Source organism: Clostridium aminobutyricum (genome assembly GCF_017255415.1).
Lineage (GTDB): Bacteria > Bacillota > Clostridia > Peptostreptococcales > Anaerovoracaceae > Aminipila > Aminipila aminobutyrica.
This window is the reverse complement of record NZ_JAFJZZ010000001.1, coordinates 686,613-707,030: the sequence shown is the minus strand read 5'-3', so window position 1 is coordinate 707,030 and position 20,418 is coordinate 686,613. Positions and strand designations below refer to the sequence as shown.

Here is a 20,418-nt window from a genome sequence, read left to right as displayed (position 1 = left end):
TTAATTATTAAATACATGTTTTGGGCAAGTCTATAAGCCGGGTTCTGTATTTGGCAATCATCTATCTAGGCGCATCATTGCTGATACGCTCATGCGACCTACCTACCGGGCAGCGACGGGCCGCCGCTTTTTGTGCCCTATTTGGTCTTGCTCCGAGTGGGGTTTACACGGCCGTTATGTCTCCATAACGCCGGTGAGCTCTTACCTCACCATTTCAACCTTACCACAGCATTACCTGTTTCGGCGGAATGTTTCTGTTGCACTTTCCCTATAGTTACCTACGCCAGACGTTATCTGGCACTCTCACCCTATGGAGCCCGGACTTTCCTCATGCAAATGCACGCAACTGCCTGGCTTACCCAAAACTACATTATCATATCACAAAACTGTAATCAATACAAGCTTATCGCACTTGTATAAAACAGTTGTCTTTCTCAATGGGATATTTATTATACCATAAAATCTACAAAAAATCAAAAGGATTTACATTAACTTTGGATTCAATAATTTCTACTTCTTCATGAAATATCTTTCTTAACTGCTCCGACATATTTTCCACAAAAATCTTTTCCGTACCATAATGTCCTGCATCAATCACACAAATACCAAGTTCTTTTGCCTTCATTGCATCATGATATTTGACATCTCCGGTTATGAGCAGATCACAGTTTTTGAGAATAGCGATCTCCAGCATATCCGCTCCTGCCCCTGTGCATACACCTATTGTACTTAATTTCTTGTCCATTGGACCGACTGCTCGAATCTCATTGGAAGAGAGAAGCAAACCCTTTTCTAATATCTTGCATACGTCCAATAACGTACATTCTTTTTTCAAATCTCCATAGACACCGATGTATTTATCTTCGCCTTCATCAAAGCACTTGATATTTTCTAAGTTCATTAAAGAAGCTAAATAATCATTATTTCCATCGTCCGCTTTGTCAAAGTTCGTATGTGCAGAAATAACAGAAATTCCACTTTGTATTAAAGAAACAATAAACTTTCCTGTAATATTATTATGGTTAATACTCTTGAGGGGAGCGAAAATTAACGGATGATGCGTTAATATAAAATCTGCCCCGACTTCTTTTGCTTCACGTATGACATCGGTAGTAATTTCAAGAGTTATAAGAATCTTTTCAATTTTAATTTTCCCTAAATCAATTTGTATTCCGCAGTTATCCCAGGATTCAGCTAAATGGATTGGTGCAATTTTTTCGATAGCTTCTAAAAGTTGAATTTTTGATATACTCATTCTATCTTACCTCATTATTCAATAGTTTCTGTAAATAGTCGATTCGCTGCTTTGTCTTTTCTACTTTTTCCTGATCTATTTCAACCGCTTTCCCCATATTTTCGAGAATATTTATTTCAGTATTTAATTTTCTCTGTACAAATTCGATCGCCAAATCACCATTTCTTATAAGTAATGACACCGGAACCTCATATTTTATGTCGTCTTCCTGTCCATTTTGAACTTGATCTTGCCCCGGTTCGTTGCCTGAAGGTTGTATTTCTAAAATCTCGCAAATAAACTTTCCTTCTCGCACTAGATTTTCTGATACAATTTCAAATCCGTTATGTTGAAGCCAAAATCTTAATTTACCCGGCGCATTTCGTGGCTGCAATATAATTTTTTTGAAACTTTTTGATTTTTCTAAATTGGTTCCTAATATTTGTGTCATCAATGCGCCGCCCATACCCGCTATGACGACGATATCTACCTCACCGTCCTCCAGAACTTCTATTCCATTGCCGAGCCTGAATTGAAAAGCGGAATCCGTATTCTCCTCTTCGCAAGCTTTGTCTTCTACATTATCGATCGCTTTTTGAAGGGATCCCTTGCTGATATCTGCAAGAATGACCTTCGGCGATATATCCCTTTCAAACAGATAAAGTGGCAAAAAACCATGGTCGGTACCTATATCGGCCATGGTTTGTCCTTTATCTATAAGATTGGCAATCACTTGTAATCTATCAGATAGTTTAATCATCTTATTCCCTCTTAACATTCTGTCCGGCATTTTAATGCCGTCGACAGAATTTAGGCTAGAAAATCACAATCTGTCCATGCTATGATGAACATCTTATTCTAAATAATCCTTCAATTTCTTGCTTCTGGAAGGATGTCTTAACTTTCGCAAAGCCTTCGCTTCGATTTGCCGGATTCTTTCTCTGGTTACGTCAAATCGTTTGCCTACTTCTTCCAGCGTACGAGCTCGTCCATCTTCCAGTCCAAAACGAAGCTTCAATACTTTCTGTTCTCTTTCAGTCAGTGTATCAAGTACTTCTACCAGCTGTTCTTTCAGCATGGAAAATGCTGCTGCCTCTGCGGGAGCCGGAACATCTTCATCCGGAATAAAGTCGCCTAAATGACTGTCTTCTTCTTCTCCGATAGGGGTTTCAAGAGAAACAGGTTCCTGTGCAATTTTTAATATTTCCCTCACCTTTTCCTCGGAAATATCCATTTCCCTGGCAATTTCCTCCGGGCTAGGCTCTCGTCCGTATTCCTGAAGCAATTGTCTGGAAATACGAATCAATTTATTGATGGTTTCAACCATATGCACCGGAATTCGAATCGTTCGAGCTTGATCGGCAATGGATCGGGTAATCGCCTGACGAATCCACCATGTTGCATACGTACTGAATTTATAGCCTTTTCTCCAGTCAAACTTGTCCACTGCTTTAATCAGACCTAAATTTCCTTCTTGAATTAAGTCAAGGAACAGCATACCTCGTCCAACATATCTCTTTGCAATACTTACTACCAATCGAAGATTCGCTTCACAAAGTCTTTTCTTTGCTTCTATATCTCCCTGTTCCATTCTTTTCGCCAGTTCAATTTCTTCGTCCGCTGAAAGAAGAGGTACTTTACCGATTTCTTTCAGATACATTCGAACCGGATCGTCCACTGCAATTCCTTTTGGTAATGTGGCTTCTAAATCAATTTCACCGGCATCATCTGCAACAGACAATAAATCTTCCACATCTTCTTGGTCATCATCATCTATAGACAGCAATTCAAATTCTTCCGGATCCACCTCGGAAACGATTTCAACGCCCATTGCGGTGAGAGAATCATAGATTTCATCCATTTGATCCTTATTTAATTCTATTCCTTCCAGGTAGTCTGCTACCTCTCTAAAGGATATACTTCCCTTGGACTTAGCCTTTTCTGCTAAGTCGTGTACATAGTCAAGCTTTTTTTCCTCAACGTTTCCTTCTTCAAAGCCCATTTATTTATCCCCTCCAAGTTTCTTTCTCTGCAATTCCATGAGTTCTTCTGTTAATACTTTTATCGTCTCTTGATTTTCTTCTTCATCGGCCATAGAAAGCCTAGTTAATAATGAATTTTCTTTTTCAGTCAATTCTTCCCATTCAAATTTATTTATACATTCCATCAGGACTTGTTCTTCTTTATCGGCCAGTTGAACATTATCAATAATATCTGTTAATATACTAACTTCCGCTATTTCAAGTCCATCCTGTAGTTTTTTCAAATCAATTTCTTTTTCATCAACCTCATTCTCTTCATATAACTCAGTAATCGCTTTCCAAATATTTTTTGCATAATCTGTCTTAAAAACTCTCTCATAATTGGATATGATCTCATAATACTTATAATCCAGAATCATAAGCTTAATAAGATTTTTCTCAATTAAAGAGATGCTCATGGAAAAATCTTGCTGAGCTTTTCTATCACTTTCACCATATTTTGATAGAGGTGGTGTAGTGATAGGCTCTACCTGTGTATTATTGCCATTAATTTCTAGTCTTATTGCATTTTCTGAAATTTTAATTTCATTTGCCAGCTTTTTTATATAAACATCTGCCTCTACAGGACCTAATTCCCTTAAAACAACAGCTGTTTCTTTCAAAAACTCAATACTTTCTTCATAAGAGTCCAAATTGTACCGGTTCTTCAAGTTCTCAATCTTATAATCAACATACCCCAAAGACTGCTGGATTAAACTCTTAAATGCATCTTTTCCTTTTTTTCTTACAAATTCATCCGGATCCTTTCCATCCGAAATATGTAATACTTTGGCTTTGCACCCTTCTTTGCGGAGAACTTCAATTCCCCTTAACGCTGCTGCTCTTCCCGCATTATCCGCATCATAAGAGAGAACAACATTTTTGGAATAACGTCTCAGCATCTTCGCTTGATTTTCTGTCAATGCCGTTCCTAAGGAAGCCGCAACATTTCGGATACCGCTCTGATAGAGGGAAATCACGTCCATATATCCTTCTACTAAAATCGTATAATTTTCTTTGCTGATCTCCTGCCGGCTGATATTCAGACCGTATAAGTTATTTTTTTTCATGAAAACAGCAGATTCCTGCGAATTTAAATATTTCGGACTTCCTTCTCCGAGGATTCTTCCACCAAAGCCAATCACTTTGCCTCTGGTATTGATAATCGGAAACATGACACGGTTTCTGAATTTGTCATAGTATTTTCCCTTGGATTCCGAAATCAATCCCAATTCTATGAGAATTTTCACATCGACATTTTTCGACATAAAATGTTTATATAGACTGTCCCATTGTTCATCCGCATACCCTATCCCAAATCGTTTTAAAGTTTCCGGTTCCATACCTCTGTTTCGCATATAACTCAGACCCTCATTTTGAGTTTGAGTAAACGCTTTATAGAAAAAAGTTGCCGCTTCGCGATTGATTTGATAATAAAGTTCCTTCTTTCCGTCATCATGAAAATGATTGGAATAATCTACTTGATACTCTTTTGCTAAACGTTCTACCGCAGACGGGAAATCAAGGTTATAATATCTCTTCACAAATTCAAATACATCGCCGGTAGCCCCGCACCCGAAACAAGTAAAAATCTGTTTGGGTTCAGAGACAACAAAAGAAGGCGTTTTTTCATTGTGAAAAGGACAAACTCCTTTGAAATTGTTTCCCATTTTTTTCAAAGAAACAACTTGTCCAATAACATCTACAATGTTACACCTGCTTTTAATTTCTTCTACTGCGTTATCATGAAAAGACTCACTCAAATTTCTCACCGTAATTATAACAACATTGCAAATTTTTATTTAAGGCTGCCCCAATAGTCTTGACGGGGCAACTCTATAGTTATATATACGACATATTTGAAAAAATCCTTTTTTTATTTTATTATTTTTTGTCGATTTAATATTTGCCTGTCGAAATTATCTTAAATTGCCGGATGTGATTACTTCATTATATAGATTCAAGGCATATCGATCCGTCATGCCGGCCACATGATCTTTCACAACCTCGTCAATGCCATATTCCTCGATCATCTTTTGCCATTCTTCAGGAAGACTGTACGGATGCTCTAAAAAATAATCATATAGGTATTTGATTACCGTTTCCACCTTATGTAAGTCTTCGATTTTTTTCACTTTTGTATTGTGATAAACGTTTTCAAACATGAAAGTTCGCAGTTTGTCCATATGATCTCTGCATCGATCGCTCATTTTAATGAGTTGCTGCCCATCGCTGTTTACGATCATATCCATCACTAAGGTATTAATCCTGCCTCTATGCGTATCCCCCAGCACTTCGATACAATCCGCAGGAAGATTCTCCAGTCCAATGACGCCGCTTCGGATAGCATCGTCAATGTCGTGATTAATATACGCGATTCGGTCACTGATTTTTACAATCTGACCTTCCAGTGTATACGGCAGTACCGGGCCTGTATGGTTTAGAATCCCATCCTTCACTTCCGCCGTCAGGTTCATTCCGTATTTGCCTTTACTTCCGTCTAAAACTTCAACAACCCGCAGACTTTGAACGTTATGTTTAAAGCCTCCGGGGTATTTTTGATTTAAAATATCTTCTCCTGTATGTCCGAAAGGAGTATGTCCCAAATCATGTCCAAGCGCAATAGCCTCGGTTAAGTCTTCATTCAGGCTCAACCCTCTGGCAATCGTTCTGGCAATTTGAGAAACCTCCAGTGTATGGGTCAATCTTGTCCTGAAATGATCTCCTTCAGGAGCTAAAAAAACTTGTGTTTTATGCATCAGCCTTCGAAAAGATTTTGAGTGAACAATTCGGTCGCGGTCCCGTTGAAATTCCGTTCGAACCTGACATTTTTCTTCTGGTAAAGTCCGCCCTTTCGATTCGGCAGACTTTGCAGCAAACGGGGAAAGTATCTCATATTCCCTTTTTTCTAATTCTTCTCTTCCTATCATTGATCCTTCCTATAATACTACTACTTTTTCTTCATTTACATGAACATTCCTATCAGAAATGACACAAGACCACCAATAAACATACTGATTGGTAAGGTTACAACCCATGCGACCACAATACTTTGAGCAACACCCCATTTTACTGCGGAAAATCTTTTTACACTTCCAGCTCCCATGATAGAAGTTGTAATAACCTGTGTCGTACTTACCGGTGCTCCGAAATGAGACATGAATTCAATAACCAAAGCTGCTGCAGTCTGTGCCGCAAAACCGCTGGAAGGCTGAATCTTGGTAACCGATCCGCCCATTGTTTTCATAATTTTCCACCCGCCGATGGAAGTTCCTATTGCCATGGTAGTAGCACAGGCAATTTTTATCCAAACAGGAACACCAGCAGAACTGTCTAACAATCCGCCTGAGATTAAAGCCAACGTCATAATACCCATTGTTTTCTGGGCATCATTATTTCCGTGGGAATAGGCCACCAAAGCTGCCGAAAGAATCTGCAGTTTTAAAAACAACTTATTCACCTTGTTATGAGACCAGTTGACAAATAGAGTTAAAATCGTCCTCATAAACAAATATCCTACTAAGAAGCCTATGAGTGGTGAAGTGAATAACGGAATAATAACCTTCTGAATCACGCCGTCCCATACAATCGGTTCTGTAGAACCGGAATATACCATAGTAGCCCCTAACAGTCCTCCTATCAACGCATGGGAGGAGCTGCTTGGAATCCCCTTCCACCAAGTGATTAGATTCCAAATGATTGCAGCGATCAGTGCCGCTAATATAACATATTGCTCCAGCTGGATATTGACAAGTCCCTTTGAAATAGTTTTTGCTACTTTGTCACTCACAAGAGCTCCGCAAAAATTCATAATGGCTGCAAGAAGAATTGCGTTTTTTGCGGATAAGGCTCTCGTATATACGGAAGTTGCGATGGCATTTGCCGTGTCATGAAACCCGTTGATGAATTCAAATACGAGGGCGAAAAACAGCACACATATTAGAATACTAGACATATTTCATAACCACGCCTTCCATGATATTTGCAACATTTTCACAGGAATCCAGGCTGGCTTCAAGCTGTTCAAACAAGTGCTTCCACTTGATCAGTTCGATCGGATCTTTTTCTTCCTTAAAGAGCTTTGTCAGCGCTTTTCTATAGATCAAGTCTCCTTCATTTTCAAGTCTGTTTACTTCAATAATCTGCTCACGAACCACCTGATTTTTCTTCAGTTCGGATAAATGCTTAAACAATATTTCAATTTCACGTATGCTCTGCATTACTAAATCAGCCAGCTTAAGTGCCTCGGGCCTTAGAGCATGTACATCAAAAACGATAAATCGATTGGCTACTTCTTCAATGGAATCCACAATATCATCCATTTGCTTTGTAACTTCATAAATATCCTCTCTATCAAAAGGTGTAACAAAAGATCCATTCAGCGCTTTCAAAATCTTATGTGCTTCCATGTCACATTCTGTTTCGAATACTTTAATCTTAGAAACCTTGTCCTCCACATCTTCATAGTTTTGAACTAAATCATGGAAAGCTTCTCCAGCCTTTACAATCTTTGCCGCATAGTCACTGAACAGTTTGTAAAAAATGTCCTCTTTTTTCTTTACACCTATCATAATTACCTCTCTTCTACATCCTTGATTTATTAAATTTTATGCTATTTTACAGTTTACATTCATTTTACATTATTCATTATAGACTTAATTTATGGTCTAACTGTTAAATGCATGTTAATTAACTGTAAAGAAAATGTTAATTAAAAGGAGGATAACTGCTTTTCAATAGATACTCCCAATTCTTCATTTACCTTTTTAAAGCAGTCAACCACCTTTTTTTGCGTATCTTCATTGACAAACATCAAGCTCTCGATAACATTCCGAATAAAGGCCTCTTTTTCTTTGATGCTAAGTGATAAAAATTTTTCGTTCGCCTGTTTATATACCATTTTCATTACCTCCTGCGGTTTCTCCAGCTATCATCATGGGCAAAACACATGGTCATTAGCAAATCATCTTCTGGAAGGGAAATACCCGGCACTGTATTCGAAGGGCTGAAATAAGCCAACTCCACCTCGTCATGAAAATCAGAAGGAAGTCGATTCAATACAATTTTTCCCACTTTTATCTGAGGACAGGCTCTTTCCGGCCAGACCAAAGTCGCATCGAAAAGTTCATTATTATCGGCTTCTTTTCCTTTTGGTACAAGCTGAACGGTCAATTCATATTCCGGATAGTTTCCGTTTTCTATCGCAGAGTATAAATCATTTGTCAGCGCATCCGGATCATAGCCTGCTAAAAATTCTGCCTCATTTGCAGGAATATCTCGAATCCCTTGAAGAGGATTCCATTTATATCGTACATAATAAGATTCTTTTAGTTCATTTTCCCATAGATAAGTATTAACACTATAGGCCTCCATAAATCGATAGCTGTTGATGGTTCCTCTATTGGAATACAGCCACATGATTAAATGAAGACTTTCCGGATTGTTTGCAACAAATGTCCAAAATGCATCATTATCAAACGACGTGCCGTTATTAGGCCGTAAGGCTTTATATAATTCAGGGAATTTACTTGCATCCTTAATAAAATAAACCGGCATATTTTGACCTATTAAGTCATAGACACCTTGTTTTGTGAAAAATTTCACAGCCATTCCCCTTACATCGCGCAGTGTTTCTGCCGAACCTCTTCTTCCCGTAGCCCGAGAAAATCGAACAAACACTTCGATGAAATTATCCCTATCGCATAAAAATTCTGCTTTGGTATAATCAGAAAACGGCATATACAAATAAAAAGTGCCGTATGCGCCAACGCCCCGTTCATGCATTAATCGCTCAGGAATCATTTCCTTATTCATATTCGCAATTTTATTAAATAAATTAAAATCTGCCACATTACCACCTCATTATAGGATAGTATATGCAACAGATTTATTTTTGCCTTAAAATGCTTAAGTAGAAAAATTTCGATTCTAGAAATTTTTCTTGCCTCTGTGCATTTCAACGAGTTTTACCTCGTTAAATTTTTTCATCTCGAATCATATATAAAATTGCATTACAGATAGCCGCCGCTATATTGCTGCCGCCCTTTCTTCCTGCTGCTACGATGTAAGGAACGTCCGTACTCATAATCAGTTCTTTTGATTCAACGACATTGACAAACCCAACGGGCACGCCAATGATCAGTTCAGGCTGCAGCGCTCCTTCACTCATCAGTTCATAAAGACGCACCAAGGCTGTCGGTGCATTTCCGATCGCAAAAATCAACGGTCTGTTCAACGCCGCCGCCTTATCCATGCAGGCCGTTGCTCGGGTTGTCCCTCTTTCTTTTGCCCTTTGAGCGATTTCTTCATCCGACATAAAACAAAACACTTCACCGCCATACTTTTCGAGCATTTTTTTGTTGATTCCGGACTTTGCCATCTGCGTATCCGTCACAATGCAGGCACCTTTACGAATGGCTGATGCCGCCTTTTTTACTGCATCCACCGAAAATTTTAGATTATCGGCATAATCAAAATCGGCCGACGTATGAATCGCTCTTTTTATAATTGGTTCCTGTTCAGGAGAAAAAAATCGTTCCCCCAATTCATCCGACAGGATTTCAAAGCTTCTTTTTTCTATATCTTCCGGTAATACATTTTGTAAGTTTATCTTCATGAATTGTTCCTCTCTATTTGTTGATGCCGTCATTTAAAATTCTGTAAACAGCTTCCATATCCATACTGTTTCGAAGTCCTTCTGCTAAAAGGTCATACTGCCTTTCCTTATAAGCTTTCACATCCAGTCCGGCAATACTCGATTCATCCAGGCCCTTTTTTCGGAGTAAAATGGCTACGATGGTTTTAACCACATCTTCACTGTCAAAAATACCATGTACATAAGAACCGTACACATTATCCCGAAACATGCCTGCGGGTTCTTCACCGCCATCTTCTTGGATAAGCTCTGATAACCCCGTCAACGGATTGACTTCAGATGAATCCGAACTTTCCAGAAGAATCGTCTGACCCATGTGAATTTCATAGCCTTCCAGAGACACCCCATCCAATCCGGCAAAATATCCTTGACCGTTTGTACTAAAATGACCTTTTACTCTTGTTCTTGTTTTTTCTTTTTCAAATACTGTTTTTGCCGGGAGCAAGCCTAGACCTTTCATCGAGCCGCCATGTTCTACATGATAAGGGTCCGACAGTTCCTGACCTAACATCTGAAACCCTCCGCAAATGCCAAACAACGGTTTCCCGGAGGCAGCATGTTTGATAACAGCTGCTTCTAATCCGCATTGCCTCATCCACAGAAGGTCTTCCATCGTATTTTTTGTCCCCGGTATGATAATTAAATCAGGATTTCCCAGCTCCGATGCAGAGTCCACATAACGAAGCGTAACAGATTGAGCATATTCAAAAACGTTGAAATCCGTAAAATTGGAGATTCTTGGCAAACGAATGACAGCGATATCAATCAAACCGATTTCCGACTTTCGTTTAAATCGGTCCGTCAAACTGTCTTCATCATCGATATCTACATGCAGATAAGGCACCACGCCTACTGTGGGTACCTGTATCATCTCTTCCAAAAGATCCAGCCCGGGCTGAAGAATGGTTTTATCCCCTCTGAACTTATTGATGATGGTACCTTTTACCATCGCTCTTTCTTCCTCGGTAAACAGCATCATCGTCCCTACTAAGGAAGCGAACACGCCGCCTCTGTCGATATCTCCGGCTAATAATACAGGCGCTTGCGCAAGCTTTGCCATGAACATATTGACGATATCATTGTCTCGTAAATTGATCTCTGCCGGGCTTCCCGCGCCTTCCAAAACGATAATATCGTACTGAGAAGCAAGGGTATCATACGCTTTTTTTATCTCAGGAACCATTTCTCTTTTATGCTGATAGTATTCTTTGGCATTCATATTACGATACACTTCTCCGTTTACAATGACTTGTGAAGCCATGTCATTGGTAGGTTTCAGCAAAATCGGATTCATCAAAACCGAAGGTTCGATTCCGGCAGCCTCTGCTTGCACGACCTGTGCCCTTCCCATTTCCAAACCTTCCCTCGTAATAAAGGAATTTAATGCCATATTCTGAGATTTAAAAGGCGCAACGCGATATCCATCTTGCTTGAACAATCTACATAATCCTGCAACAAGTAAACTCTTTCCTGCGTTTGACATGGTTCCCTGAACCATAATAGCTTTTGCCATAACCATTCCTCCGTTGTATTAAAGACTCTCATGTTAAACACCCAATTTTATGGAATGTAAAACCTGGATCAGTCTTTCATTGTCTTGATGAGATTTCACAGCAATTCGGTAAAATCCTTCGTCCAGTCCGATATAATTGCTGCAGTCCCGTATAAGAATCCCTTGTTTTAGTAAACTTTCTTTAAAACTGGCATGATCGAATGGCTTTTCCGCCATTTTAAAGTTTAAAAATATATAATTGGCTGCCGGATGATAGAATTTTATTTTTAACTTACTGAGTTTTGATACTAGATATTTTTTTTCCTGTGCTAGAATCTTGAACGATTCTTCTAAATAATCTTTTTCTTTTAATGCCTGAATACCTGCTAATTGTGCTGGTACGGAAACCGACCACGGTTGTCCCACATCAGTCAGTTTATCCAATAGGTTCAGATTGCCGGTCATTCCGTAACCAAGCCGGAGTCCCGGCATCGCAAAAATTTTCGTGAACGCCTTTAGAATCAGCAAATAGTCATTCGTTTTCATAGCTGGTTTCATGGAATACTGCTCCCCTTCTAAGACAAAATCTAGGAAGCACTCATCGACCACCAACCATATTTTCTTTTCTGCACATTGCTTTGCAATCTCATCCAATAATTTTTTTTCAATCAATTGTCCTGTAGGATTGTTGGGATTACATAAAAAAATCATATCGAAGTCTGCATGTAAGCTCTCTAAAAACCGTTCGTTTAATAGAAACCCCTCTGTCTCTTCCAGAAAATAATGCTGTACATCACAGCCAACGCTTTTTAAAGCAACTTCATATTCCGCAAAAGTAGGCGCTAACAGCAATGCTTTTTTTGGTTTACATGCAAGGGTCATTCGAAATATGATATCCGCCGCGCCGTTTCCGCAAAGGATAAACTCTTTTGGAATTTGTTCAAATTCAGCAATCGCTTCTGTCAATTCACGGGAAAGAGGGTCCGGGTAATTGACACAATCATTCAAACCATCTATAATGGCCTGTTTCACTCGTTCCGGCAGTCCCATCGGGTTAATATTCGCTGAAAAATCCAGTATATGCTGAATGCCTTTTTCTTTCGCACTATAGATATCTCCACCATGTATTAAATCAGCCATCGCACCAATCCCATTCCTAATAAACAAAGTAATAAAGTCAACCAGGCTGTCCCATAAAGGAGCCTATTTGCTAAGATAATATCCTGTTTGATGATAGGCCGTATATCGTCCCCTATCGTCTTTTTCGGGTACAGCTTTCCGAAATAGCATGCATCTCCTGCTAATTGCACATCCAATGCCCCCGCACAGACAGATTCCGTCTGTGCACTGTTCGGGCTGGCGTGATTAAATCGATCTCTACTAAAAATTCGAACCGCGTTTTTAGCATCCAGTCGAAGAAGAAAAGCAGCACCAATCATCAATACAGCAGCCAGCCTCGCAGGAATAAAATTAAATGCATCGTCCAATCTCGCCGCAAATCGTCCGAAATAGAGATATCTGTCGTTTCGATATCCAATCATGGAATCCATGGTATTGACCGCTTTATATAAAAATCCAAGCGGCGCCCCACCAATCGCCATAAACAGCATCGGGGCTACCGTACCATCTGATGTGTTTTCCGCAACTGTTTCAACCGCAGCTTTAATGATTCCTTCTTCCGTCAGGTTCTCCGTATCTCTTCCCACAATCATGGAAACTTTCTGCTTCGCCGCTTCAAGATCGCCTCTGTCTAACTCACGGAACACTTTCATGCTTTCCGTTTCCAGTGCTTTCACCGCCAATATCTGATAGCACATAATCGTTTCAATGACGATTGCAAGTACAAAATGAATTTGATAAGCAAGCCACAAAATAAAAGAAGGAACTGCAAAGCAGACACACAGAACAAAAACAGTTAAACAGATTCCTCCGGCATACTCTCCTTTTTTTGTCTTAGGAAAGACAGTCCGGCAAACCGTTTCGCATCGTGCAATAAGCCAACCGATGAGACGAATCGGATGGGGAAACCAATGCGGATCACCGATCGCCAGATCCAGAAGAAATCCGATGAATAGCGGCAGCAGGTAAAGGGCAACATTATTCATTGCTTCCTCCGCTTAAGTGATATCCTCTGGGCGTGATCATTTTTCCATTGATATTTTTCGTCTGTGAGGTTCCGATAAATACCGTTGTAAACATATCCACCTTTGTATTTCTTAAGGTTTGTAAATCCATCACAATGCCTTGTTCTCCCTCTCTTCCGATGTTCTGAACGAAACCTGCTACATTGTCAGGGGAACGGTGTTTCAACAAAATATCACACGCCTTTTGCAAATAATCATGCCGTTTGATACTGGACGGATTGTATATACAAATAGAAAAGTCCGCAAATGCTGCTGCTTCCAATCGTTTCTCAATAAGCTCCCAAGGGGTTAACAAATCGCTTAAACTGATGACGGCAAAGTCGTGCATAAGAGGTGCGCCTAAAACAGCGGCTCCGCTGCACGCTGCGGTAATACCCGGGATAATCTCGATGTCCAATTCATCCAATAACCCTTCCGCTTCTGCTACCTCGAACATCAGTCCTGCCATTCCATAAACACCTGCATCTCCGCTGCAGATCATGGATACAACTTGCCCTTCTTGTGCTTCCTTCACTGCTAACATACAGCGTTCAGCTTCTTTTTTCATGGCCGTTGACAGGAGCTTTTTATGCTGGAAGTGTTCCTTTATCAAATCAATATACACCGTATATCCTACGATGATATCACTGTTTTCCAATGCTTCCAGAGCTCGTCCGGTTGCTTGATTCAATTCGCCCGGTCCTAATCCTACTACAAATATTTTTTTCATTATTTTTTCGATGCCTCCCTGAATTCATGGGTGAAAGTCGGATCATACAATTTCGACCGTTCATAATTATTTCCAAGGAAGCCGCCGACCACAATCATAGCAGTCTTTGTAATGTTATTATTTTTTGCCGTTTCAGGCAACGTTCCTACCGTACATCGAAAAACCTTTTCTTCCGGCCAAGTTGCTTTATAGACGATAGCTGCCGGCGTTTCTTCCGAATAGCCGCCGACAAGCAATCGGGATTTCAGAGAATCCAATAGACCTGTGCTTAAAAAGATGGCCATCGTCGCTTGGTGCGATGCTAACAAAGACATTTCTTCTTTGTCCGGTACAGGAGTCCGGCCTTCCATTCGTGTGATGATGACCGTCTGGGACACATCGGGAAGTGTATACTCTGCATTCAGTGCTGCTGCAACACCGCAAAACGAGCTGACTCCCGGTGTTACTTTAAAGGGAATTTCTTTCGCTTCTAAGAGGTCTATTTGTTCTCTTATTGCTCCATACAAACTAGGGTCTCCCGTATGTAACCGCACGGTCATTTTTTCTTCTGCTTCCGCTTTCTCCATTACCGCAATGACTTCTTCCAACGTCATATTGGCACTGTTGTATATGTCACAATCTTCTTTTGTCAATGTTAATAATTCAGGATTGACTAAAGAACCTGCGTAAATAACCACATCTGCCTCTGTTACTAATTTCTGACCTCTTACCGTAATCAAATCAGTTGCTCCCGGTCCTGCTCCGACAAAATTTATCATATTTTTTCTCTCCCATTATTGTTTTTATTGCTTTCAATTATAAAATTTGTTACCACAGCATTATTACAGCTTGTTTAAAATCTCATCTGCATTTTTTGTCTTTCCCAATAACCCATATTTATTGGAAAACATAATAGCACCTATGTGCATCGTGTGATGTATTCTGTTTTCTAAATGATAGTCTATTTTATCTAACAAAGATTTCATCACTGCCTCTAAAAAATTCTGCCCCTTCTCCAGGAGCAATTCATACGCTTGATCGGTGGTTATCGAATTCATGATTTGCTTGATTAAAACTTGATCCCCGCCGCATAAGGCCGCATGAGCAGCTAACACTTCCATTCTGCTGTCGGCATATTTCGAGTGGGTATTCATGATGCCGCCGGCAACCTTTACTAATTTGCCGATATGTCCAACAAAAAGAATTCCCTTAAACTCCTTTTCCTGCGCATAGTCAAGGCTTTCACCGATAAAATTGCTGCATTTCACGGAATAAATTTCTTGATCTGTCAGTTGCTGCTTTAAAAAAGTTTCACCGTAATTCCCCGGCGTGATGACAAGATATTCGGCACCGGCTGCCTTCCGGACGTCCATTTCTACTTTAATGGTATCCACTAAGGCTCGCTCACTCATCGGTTCCACTATACCGCTTGTTCCTAAAACAGACAAGCCTCCTTCAATCCCCAATCGTGGATTATACGTGCGTTTTGCCAGTTCCTCTCCTTCGGGAATAGAAATGGTTACTTTCGCTCCGCCTTCATAATCGTAATAATCGAGCACTTCTCTGACTGCTTGTTGAATCATTTTTCTAGGCGTTGGATTGATGGCTGGCTGTCCTACCTCGCAAGCCAGTCCGGATAACGTTACTCTGCCAATTCCTTTTCCTCCCAAAATCTCAATCTCCTGAGACTGCGATGAGTCCAGCTCCACCTCCGCATAGACCAAGATTCCATTTGTAATATCCGGATCATCCCCGCTGTCCTTTTTGACCGCACAGCTTGTTTTTCCTTGCGTTTTTACACAATCCAATATATCAAGAGTCAGTTTTGTAGCGTTGGGCGTTTGTATGTTTACTTGTGTCAGTAGTTCATCAAAGTGAAGGGATGCCGAAGCTTTCGCCGCGGCGGCCGCACAAGTTCCTGTGGTATATCCTTTTCGAAGGGTTTTCTTTCCCTGATTTATTCTTCCATCTTTTTCATTCTGCATGCGTTTACAAACCTTTCTGCGGTCTTCCTATTGGAATAAAAGTGAATATGAGGATACCCCGCATATAAATTTCCTTGGCTTACGATGCAATTCCATTGCGTTTTCCGGAGAGGCTTAGCCGCCTGATAGCTGTTTCCTGAATTTGTACTGTCCCAATAATGGAACTCATGCCCCTTTATCGTATCTCCCTGCTCCAACAGCAAATTGTCTGTCATGGCTTTCAGTTCAATATAGCCGAATCGAACCAGTTTCCCGGTATAATAGCTTTCTCCAGGTATCGCTCCCACCATCGGGAAAAAATCTCCTTCGATATCCTGAACTTTTTCATGAAGATACATAAAGCCCCCGCATTCCGCTATACAGGGGATACCGTTCTCAATGGCTGCTTTGATGCTTTTTTTCATCCCTGTATTTTGGGACAGTTCATTCAAATATAATTCCGGATATCCGCCGCCCAGATAGATTCCTTGCAGGTTATCAGGCAGCTTATCCTCGTTTAAAGGACTGAAATAAATCAGTTCAGCCCCCATTTCTTTCAGTAAGTCCAGATTATCTGCATAATAAAAGCAAAAGGCCTGATCCAAAGCGATTCCTATCCGAACTTTCTCACCGCCATGAATCGTTGGCTCGTTATACTCTAATTCTGCCGCCTGCTGGGCCAAAGACAAAAGCGCATCCAAATCAATCGTTTCGGCAGCTTGCTGGGCCAGTTTGTTCAATAGTTCTTTTATATTGCCGATTTCCTTTGCCGTCACTAAACCTAAATGTCTGCTCTCTAACGAACAGTCTTTTAGATGAGGCATGAATCCCAACACCTCAATGTTCAGCTTTTCCTCGATCATCCGTTTAATCTCCGGATAAATCATCGGAGAAATTTTATTCAGTATAACGCCTTTTATATAGCTGTCTTTTTCAAATTCTAAAAACCCCTTGATCTCAGCCAATATAGAAACCGATTTGCCTTTACAATCGATGACTAATACCGATGGAGTATTCGTGTTTTTCGCTACATCATAACTGCTTGCCAAAGTGGATTTCCCAGCCAGTCCATCATAATATCCCATCACGCCTTCTAACACCGCAATATCTGCATGTTGCGAATTCTTGGCCATTAAATATCTTGTTGTATCGGAATCGGTAAAATACAAATCCAGATTTCTAGATTCGAGTCCCAAGGCTTCCCGGTGAAACATCGGATCGATATAGTCCGGCCCGCATTTAAAGGACACGACAGACAAGCCCTTATGGATAAGGGCTTGTAATATACCGCATACAACAGTCGTCTTACCGCTTCCGCTTCCGGGTGCACCTATTAAGATTCTTGGTAATTTCTTTAATTTCATAACAATTCAGCTTTTGCCGTCCCACAAATGATATATACCGGATTTTGCGCTATCATCAAATGATGATTGCCTAAAGTCTTTGATTTAGAAATGTTTACTTGAGTAATTTCTATATCCTTAAACGGATACTTTTTTAAACAAGCCAGTGTCTCCGACAGCGTATCAAGACTAATAGCATTGATCGCCAGCCGAATAGCCGGATTACGTTTCATGAGGCAGCAAAGAATCTCCTCGAGATTTCCTTTTGATCCGCCTATAAAAGCTTTGTTCGGGATCGGTAGTTCTGCCAAAGCCTGCGGAGCTAAACCCTTTATAATATGTAAATTTTTTACGCAAAACTTCTCTTGATTACGTTTTATCAACTCTATTGCTTCTTCATTCTCCTCCACTGCATATACGTGACCGTTTTGACAAACCAATGAAAGTTCGATCGATACGGAACCTGTACCAGCACCGATATCATAAATCACATCATCAGATTGAAGATTTAATTTTGATACGGTAAGGGTCCGCACCTCTTCTTTTGTCATCGGGACATTCCCTCGTATGAAGTCGTCATCCGATAGTCCAATCGTTTCCTTTTCTCTTTGCACAAAGTTGCTATTTTCAACTAAGATGACACTTAATGCATCAAACTCCGCCGCCTTTAGCTCATCGGCAGATGCGACAGTAACTTTTTCATCTTCATAAGACAATCTTTCTCCGACGTAGACCAATACTTGTCCCAATCCTGCTTCAGAAAGTTCACCGCATATGTTTTGAACGGAATGCTGAGCTCCATCGGTAAGAAAAAATGTTTTTTCATACCGTTGAACCGTTCCGATGACGCTTCCTTCCCGTCCATGCAGGCTAACTACTTTCACATCGTCCCAAGAAAGTCCTATTTTCGCAGTAAAATACGAAAGCGAGCTGATTCCCGGGATTCCTTCTATATGGAAAAGGTCACGGTACCCTGTTTCTCCATAACGTTCTGTTATCAAATCTCTCAGTTTTTTGGCACCGCTAAAAAAGCCTATATCTCCTGACATCAATATGGCAACAGACTGAAGCGGCTCTTTTTCTTCTATCCAATTTAAAATTTCCGAAGGAGTGATTGCATAGCAGTATTCTTGATTCGGTAATGCAAAACTATCCACCATTCTCTTGGCACCGATCAGTGCCTCACAATGCCGGATGATTTCCTTTCCCTTTACTGTAATGGTATTGGGGTTACCCATTCCTATTCCAATGATATATAACTTTTTCATTCATTCTTCTCCGAAAATTTTAGGATTGTTTCTTTTCTGGCGATAGCAATCGTTACGCCATTATAAGCTTCTTTTTTCCATAGCAACGTTCCGTGGTCACTAGACAAAACTGCCGCACGTTCGCAAACATTTTCCACACCGGTTACACTTCTTACAAAATTAGACTCCGTAAATTCACCTTGTGCCGTTAGCAATTCTTCTCCCGAATACGTATAAAAAGGGAGTTTCCACTTCGTACTAAGCTTATGGAATGCCGCCTCCTCTTTCTTTAAATCAATAGAAGCAAACCGTTCAACGGCCGCTGCACTTATTTCAGCCTTCGCTAATGTATTTTTCAAAAACTCGTCCACGGTTTTAAAAGAAACACCTTTTTTACAGCCGAGCCCTATTGAAATACTTCTAGGAATCAGCTGCAACACGTTGCCTTCTTTGCCTTTTAACGAATCTAAAATTTTTTCAGTAATAACGATGCAAGTTTCTCCTTCTCGAATCTTATCTTTTAGCGTCACTGCATCGACCGAACTCAATTCAGGGGGAATCTCGCCTTCTAATTTACTTTCACTATAAATATAAATTGTTTTTCCTTTTAAGATGTCTGCTGAAATCTGTTTTGCAGCTTTCATGCTTTTTATCGTTAATCCGTTTTCCTTCGCCCACAGATCCACAGCAAATTTCCCGTTTATATCCGTTGCAGTGGTTATAATCGGAGTGGCATCTAAGGATTCAGCTATGGACTGGGCTAATTGATTGGCCCCACCCAGATGACCCGATAATAGAGAAATTACATAGTGAGCCTTTTCGTCTATTACAACGATAGCAGGGTCTTCTTTCTTACTTTTAATATAGGGAGCAATCGCACGCACAGCGATTCCGGTCGCTCCGATGAAAACGATAGCATCCTGATGTTCAAAAACTTCTTTTGTCCATTTGGTCAAGCTCTTTTCTACAGGAATTAAATTATTTTCCTCAGCAGTACCCTTTATCCCATAGGCCGTGCATAAGTTTCCTTGTTTCAGCAGATAATCACATACTTTTTGGCATGTGATTCCACCATTGTTTGTAAAAGCGATCAACGCAATTCTCATGCTCATTACCCCTTAATTTGTACTCCCGAATCCACCCTTTCGAATTTCTGTCGAATCATCATCTTCCGTGATGCCAAATGCGACAAAAATCCCTTGAGAAAAGCCCTTTCCTTGTTCAAGCGTCAATGTTTTTCCTTCTGTGGAGTCATTGGTGATTTTAATCATGATATGCCCTTCATTTTCTGCATGAAAATAATCCGAATCGATAATCCCCACCGTATTATCAAGCTGCATCCTGTATTTAAAGCCAAGTCCGGAGCGCGGAAAGCACATCAAGACCCATCCTTTGCTGATTTCAACTCGAATACCGGTTGGAATTTTTATGGATTCGCCTGCCTCTAAATGAAAGGACATAGGTGCATAAAAATCATAGCCCGCAGAACCTGAGGTAGCTCTCTTGGGCATTCTTATGGATTCATAAACGTCTTCTATCTCCGGATGATCTCCGAAGGTCTCTTTCCAATCTTTTTTAAATTGAGTGAAACTAACTTTATAAAACCTAGCTATTTTTTGCATTCGTTTAT

Annotated in this window: 20 protein-coding genes and 1 other RNA gene; all 21 read right to left on the bottom strand. The window is 40.3% G+C overall.

Annotation, left to right across the window (positions count from 1 at the left end; all coding sequences use genetic code 11):
• Positions 1–17 precede the first annotated feature (17 nt).
• Positions 18–362: RNase P RNA component class A (rnpB, locus tag JYB65_RS03455), an RNA gene on the bottom strand.
• A gap of 101 nt (positions 363–463) precedes the next feature.
• Entirely contained in the window at positions 464–1,255 is a 792-nt protein-coding gene (locus tag JYB65_RS03450; protein ID WP_206581216.1) for a Nif3-like dinuclear metal center hexameric protein, read from the bottom strand.
• 1 nt (position 1,256) lies between these two features.
• On the bottom strand, positions 1,257–1,994 hold the full coding sequence (locus JYB65_RS03445; protein ID WP_206581215.1) for a tRNA (adenine(22)-N(1))-methyltransferase: 738 nt from the start codon (positions 1,992–1,994) through the stop codon (positions 1,257–1,259).
• 93 nt (positions 1,995–2,087) lie between these two features.
• Complete coding sequence (rpoD, locus tag JYB65_RS03440; RefSeq protein WP_206581214.1) at positions 2,088–3,236, bottom strand: RNA polymerase sigma factor RpoD; 1,149 nt, start codon at positions 3,234–3,236, stop codon at positions 2,088–2,090.
• Positions 3,237–5,018 (bottom strand): DNA primase, encoded by a 1,782-nt coding sequence (dnaG, locus tag JYB65_RS03435; protein WP_206581213.1) that lies wholly within the window; start codon positions 5,016–5,018, stop codon positions 3,237–3,239.
• Between the two features lie 156 nt (positions 5,019–5,174).
• A complete protein-coding gene (locus JYB65_RS03430) occupies positions 5,175–6,185 on the bottom strand; it encodes a deoxyguanosinetriphosphate triphosphohydrolase (RefSeq protein ID WP_206581212.1) in 1,011 nt (336 codons plus the stop codon).
• A 35-nt stretch (positions 6,186–6,220) separates the two neighbouring features.
• On the bottom strand, positions 6,221–7,210 hold the full coding sequence (locus JYB65_RS03425; protein WP_206581211.1) for an inorganic phosphate transporter: 990 nt from the start codon (positions 7,208–7,210) through the stop codon (positions 6,221–6,223).
• Positions 7,203–7,826: a DUF47 domain-containing protein gene (locus tag JYB65_RS03420; RefSeq protein ID WP_206581210.1), complete on the bottom strand. Its 624-nt coding sequence runs from the start codon at positions 7,824–7,826 to the stop codon at positions 7,203–7,205. Before JYB65_RS03420 ends, JYB65_RS03425 begins: the two co-directional genes overlap by 8 nt.
• Before the next feature lie 140 nt (positions 7,827–7,966).
• Positions 7,967–8,155, bottom strand: coding sequence for a catalase-related domain-containing protein (locus JYB65_RS03415; protein ID WP_206581209.1), 189 nt, complete (start codon positions 8,153–8,155; stop codon positions 7,967–7,969).
• A 5-nt stretch (positions 8,156–8,160) separates the two neighbouring features.
• Positions 8,161–9,105: a catalase gene (locus JYB65_RS03410; protein WP_206581208.1), complete on the bottom strand. Its 945-nt coding sequence runs from the start codon at positions 9,103–9,105 to the stop codon at positions 8,161–8,163.
• A 124-nt stretch (positions 9,106–9,229) separates the two neighbouring features.
• A complete protein-coding gene (locus tag JYB65_RS03405) occupies positions 9,230–9,871 on the bottom strand; it encodes a precorrin-8X methylmutase (RefSeq protein ID WP_206581207.1) in 642 nt (213 codons plus the stop codon).
• A gap of 13 nt (positions 9,872–9,884) precedes the next feature.
• The gene (locus tag JYB65_RS03400) at positions 9,885–11,423 is read right to left on the bottom strand and encodes a cobyric acid synthase (protein WP_206581206.1); all 1,539 of its coding nucleotides are present in this window, start codon (positions 11,421–11,423) and stop codon (positions 9,885–9,887) included.
• Positions 11,424–11,456: 33 nt separating this feature from the next.
• Positions 11,457–12,542 (bottom strand): threonine-phosphate decarboxylase CobD, encoded by a 1,086-nt coding sequence (cobD, locus tag JYB65_RS03395; protein ID WP_206581205.1) that lies wholly within the window; start codon positions 12,540–12,542, stop codon positions 11,457–11,459.
• Positions 12,530–13,507, bottom strand: a complete 978-nt coding sequence (gene cbiB, locus JYB65_RS03390) for an adenosylcobinamide-phosphate synthase CbiB (protein WP_206581204.1) — start codon at positions 13,505–13,507, stop codon at positions 12,530–12,532. Before cbiB ends, cobD begins: the two co-directional genes overlap by 13 nt.
• The gene (gene cobJ, locus JYB65_RS03385; protein ID WP_206581203.1) at positions 13,500–14,255 is read right to left on the bottom strand and encodes a precorrin-3B C(17)-methyltransferase; all 756 of its coding nucleotides are present in this window, start codon (positions 14,253–14,255) and stop codon (positions 13,500–13,502) included. Before cobJ ends, cbiB begins: the two co-directional genes overlap by 8 nt.
• The gene (cobM, locus tag JYB65_RS03380) at positions 14,255–15,013 is read right to left on the bottom strand and encodes a precorrin-4 C(11)-methyltransferase (protein WP_206581202.1); all 759 of its coding nucleotides are present in this window, start codon (positions 15,011–15,013) and stop codon (positions 14,255–14,257) included. Before cobM ends, cobJ begins: the two co-directional genes overlap by 1 nt.
• Positions 15,014–15,076: 63 nt before the next feature.
• Positions 15,077–16,219 carry a cobalt-precorrin-5B (C(1))-methyltransferase CbiD gene (gene cbiD, locus JYB65_RS03375; RefSeq protein ID WP_206581201.1) on the bottom strand — a complete coding sequence of 381 codons (1,143 nt, stop codon included), beginning with the start codon at positions 16,217–16,219 and terminating at the stop codon, positions 15,077–15,079.
• Positions 16,192–17,562, bottom strand: coding sequence for a cobyrinic acid a,c-diamide synthase CobB (locus JYB65_RS03370; RefSeq protein ID WP_206581200.1), 1,371 nt, complete (start codon positions 17,560–17,562; stop codon positions 16,192–16,194). The genes cbiD and JYB65_RS03370 overlap by 28 nt, the downstream gene beginning before the upstream one ends.
• The gene (cbiE, locus tag JYB65_RS03365) at positions 17,559–18,809 is read right to left on the bottom strand and encodes a precorrin-6y C5,15-methyltransferase (decarboxylating) subunit CbiE (RefSeq protein ID WP_206581199.1); all 1,251 of its coding nucleotides are present in this window, start codon (positions 18,807–18,809) and stop codon (positions 17,559–17,561) included. Before cbiE ends, JYB65_RS03370 begins: the two co-directional genes overlap by 4 nt.
• A complete protein-coding gene (gene cbiG / locus JYB65_RS03360; protein ID WP_206581198.1) occupies positions 18,806–19,894 on the bottom strand; it encodes a cobalt-precorrin 5A hydrolase in 1,089 nt (362 codons plus the stop codon). Before cbiG ends, cbiE begins: the two co-directional genes overlap by 4 nt.
• Positions 19,895–19,906: 12 nt before the next feature.
• Positions 19,907–20,410 (bottom strand): dCTP deaminase/dUTPase family protein, encoded by a 504-nt coding sequence (locus JYB65_RS03355; protein ID WP_206581197.1) that lies wholly within the window; start codon positions 20,408–20,410, stop codon positions 19,907–19,909.
• Between the last annotated feature and the right edge of the window lie 8 nt (positions 20,411–20,418).